General features: G+C 72.5%; 3 protein-coding genes. 1 reads left to right on the plus strand and 2 read right to left on the minus strand.

All coding sequences use genetic code 11. From position 1 onward, the window contains the following. Positions 1-125 precede the first annotated feature (125 nt). Complete coding sequence (locus GA0115259_RS34750) at positions 126-1,559, plus strand: alpha,alpha-trehalose-phosphate synthase (UDP-forming) (protein WP_093604280.1); 1,434 nt, start codon at positions 126-128, stop codon at positions 1,557-1,559. A 35-nt stretch (positions 1,560-1,594) separates the two neighbouring features. On the opposite strand, the gene otsB is transcribed toward GA0115259_RS34750, so the two are convergent. After that, entirely contained in the window at positions 1,595-2,443 is an 849-nt protein-coding gene (gene otsB / locus GA0115259_RS34755; RefSeq protein ID WP_093604282.1) for a trehalose-phosphatase, read from the minus strand. A gap of 101 nt (positions 2,444-2,544) precedes the next feature. Next, on the minus strand, positions 2,545-2,769 hold the full coding sequence (locus GA0115259_RS34760) for a DUF3263 domain-containing protein (RefSeq protein ID WP_093604284.1): 225 nt from the start codon (positions 2,767-2,769) through the stop codon (positions 2,545-2,547). Positions 2,770-2,857 lie beyond the last annotated feature (88 nt).

A 2,857-nucleotide genomic window follows, 5' to 3' on the forward strand; every position in this document is an offset into this window, starting at 1 on the left:
CCGTTAGTGGCCGCCGTTAGTGGCCGCCGTTAGTGGCCGCCGCTAGAACGCGTGGGGCCGTGTCCGGGCGCAGACCACACCGTCCGTACGTTTGAGCGTTTACGCGACGGGCTAGGTTTCGGCACATGGTTACCGAGCCGTCCTCCCGGGCCCAGGTCCTCGTCGCGTCCAACCGCGGTCCCGTCTCGTACAGCGTGCGCGACGACGGCGAGCTGGCGCCGAAGCGGGGCGGCGGCGGGCTGGTGTCCGGCCTCTCGGCCATCGGCCCGGACGCGGACGCGATTTGGGTGTGCGCGGCGCTCGGGGACGGCGACCGCGAGGCGGTACGGCGTACGGGCGGCCGGCTCGATCCGGCCGACACAGGCGGACAGCGCGTACGGATGCTGGGAATCGCGCCGGAGGTGTACGAGGACGCGTACAACGGCGTCGCCAACTCCACGCTCTGGTTCGTCCACCACCTGCTCTACCAGACTCCGCTGGAGCCGTCCTTCGGCCCGGAGTTCCGCGCGCAGTGGGCGTCGTACGAGACGTACAACCGCGCCTTCGCGGAGGCGCTGGCGGACGAGGCCGCGGAGGGCGCGGCGGTGCTGGTGCAGGACTACCACCTGGCGCTGGTGCCCGGGATACTGCGGGCGCTCCGGCCCGATCTGCGGATCGGCCACTTCTCGCACACGCCCTGGGCGCCGGTGGACTACTACCGGCTGCTGCCCGACGACATCGGCCGCCAGCTTCTGCGCGGCATCCTCGGCGCGGACCGGGCGGCCTTTCTGACGCACCGGTGGGCGGACGCTTTCACGGCCTGCTGTACGGAGCTGCTGGGCGGGACGGGCAACACCAGGATCGGTGTGCACGGTCTGGGCACGGACGCGGACTTCCTGCGCGAGCGCGCGCACCGCCCGGATGTGGACGAACGGATCGTCACCCTGCGCGAGCAGATCGGCCGTACCCCGGAAGGCACCGACCGCAAGACGATCGCGCGGGTGGACCGTACGGAACTGTCCAAGAACATCGTCCGCGGACTGCTCTCCTACCGGCAGCTCCTGGCCGACCATCCGCAGTGGCGCGAGCGCGTCGTCCATGTCGCCTTCGCCTACCCGTCCCGGCAGGACCTGGCGGTCTACCGCGACTACACCGCCGAGGTCGGCCGGGTGGCCGACGCGATCAACGCCGAGTTCGGCACGGAGGACTGGTCGCCGGTCGTCCTCCATGTCCGTGACGACTTCGCCCGCTCCCTGGCCGCCTACCGGCTGGCGGACGTGGCCCTGGTCAATCCGATCCGCGACGGTATGAACCTGGTCGCAAAGGAAATTCCCGTCATCTCCGAGCGCGGCTGCGCGCTGGTGCTCTCGCGGGAGGCGGGAGCGTACGAGGAGATGGGCGAGGACGCCCTCCCGGTGAACCCGTACGACATCACCGCCACGGCGAAGGCCCTCCACGAGGCGCTGACCATGCCACCGGACGAACGCACCGAACGCGCCAAACGCCTGACCGCGTCGGCCACGGCCCTGCCTCCGCAGCAGTGGTTCCTGGACCAACTGGAAGCGCTGCGCGCGATCTGACCCACGGGCCAGGAGAGAGGCGGGAGTCCGCGGCGTCAGTCCATCGCCCGGGCCAGTGCCGCCAGGAAGTCGGCCAGGGCGGCGGGGCCCGGGAGTTGGAGGTCGGAGCGTTCGGCGAGTTCGGGGACTTCCGAGCCGCTGCACACCAGCAGGCCCGGGTGGCCGTCGGAGCGGAGTTTCTCGACCGCCGCGAAGGCCGGGAGGTCGCCCAGGTCGTCTCCCGCGTAGAGGACGGTCCCCGCGCCCACCTCGCGGACGTACTCCAGCAGCGCCACGCCCTTGTCCATGCCGGGCGGGCGCAGTTCCAGGACCAGGCGTCCCGGTTCCACGATCAGTCCGTGGCGGGCGGCCAGTTCGCCGAGCGGCTCGCGCAGGGCCTCGAAGGCGGCCCTGGGATCGGTGGCGCGGCGGGTGTGAACCGCGACCGCCTGGCCCTTCTCCTCTATCCAGGTGCCGCGCCAGGCGTCGAACCGCTCCAGGAATCCAGGGAGTTCGGCGCGGACGGCCGCGACGCCCTCGTGCGGAGCGGGCGTACGGACGGTGCCGCTGACGGCGTCCCAGCGCTCCGCGCCGTAGTGGCCGAGGACCACGAGATGCTCCAGGCCGGGCACTCCGGCGAAGCCGCCGTACCGGACCGCGACTCCGGCCGGCCGGCCGGTGACCACCGCGATGGACGCGACATGCGGCGCGAGCGCGGCCAGGGCGGGAACGGCACGCGGATGGGCGCGGGCCTGTTCGGGATCGGGCACGATCTCGGCGAGAGTGCCGTCGAAGTCGAGGGCGACGACGGCTTCACCGGGCCGGGCGAGAAGCGCGGCCAGGCCGTCGGCGCCGGCGGGAGTGGTCGGTTCCGGCAAGGAGACGGAGTACGGGTTGCTGCCCATGCCTCCGACCTTATCCGCGCGGACGGCCCGGCGGACGGAAACGAAAGCGCCGGGCGGCCCGCGGCCAGGCCCTGTCGGCCTGAGACCTCCGGCGACGGAGCTCAGCCCTCGCGGTGCTCTCGTTTCGCCGCTCTGATCCGGCGCAGTCTGTTCACCGTCACGGGATCGTGTTCCGCCGCGCGCGGATCGTCCAGCAGCGCGCCCAGCAACTGGTAGTAGCGGGTCGGCGAGATACCGAGCTGCTCCCTGATCGCCCGCTCCTTGGCGCCGGGCCCCGGCCAGCCACGCCGTTCGACGGCGAGAACGGCGCGGTCCCGCTCGGACAGCCCGCCAGGACCGCGTACGTCGTCGGAACCGCCGAGCTCGGCCGACGCGGCGGGCTCAGCGGGCTCGGTCGGCTCGGGCGGGCCCCGG

It is taken from the genome of Streptomyces sp. MnatMP-M17 (assembly GCF_900091995.1).
Lineage (GTDB): Bacteria > Actinomycetota > Actinomycetes > Streptomycetales > Streptomycetaceae > Streptomyces.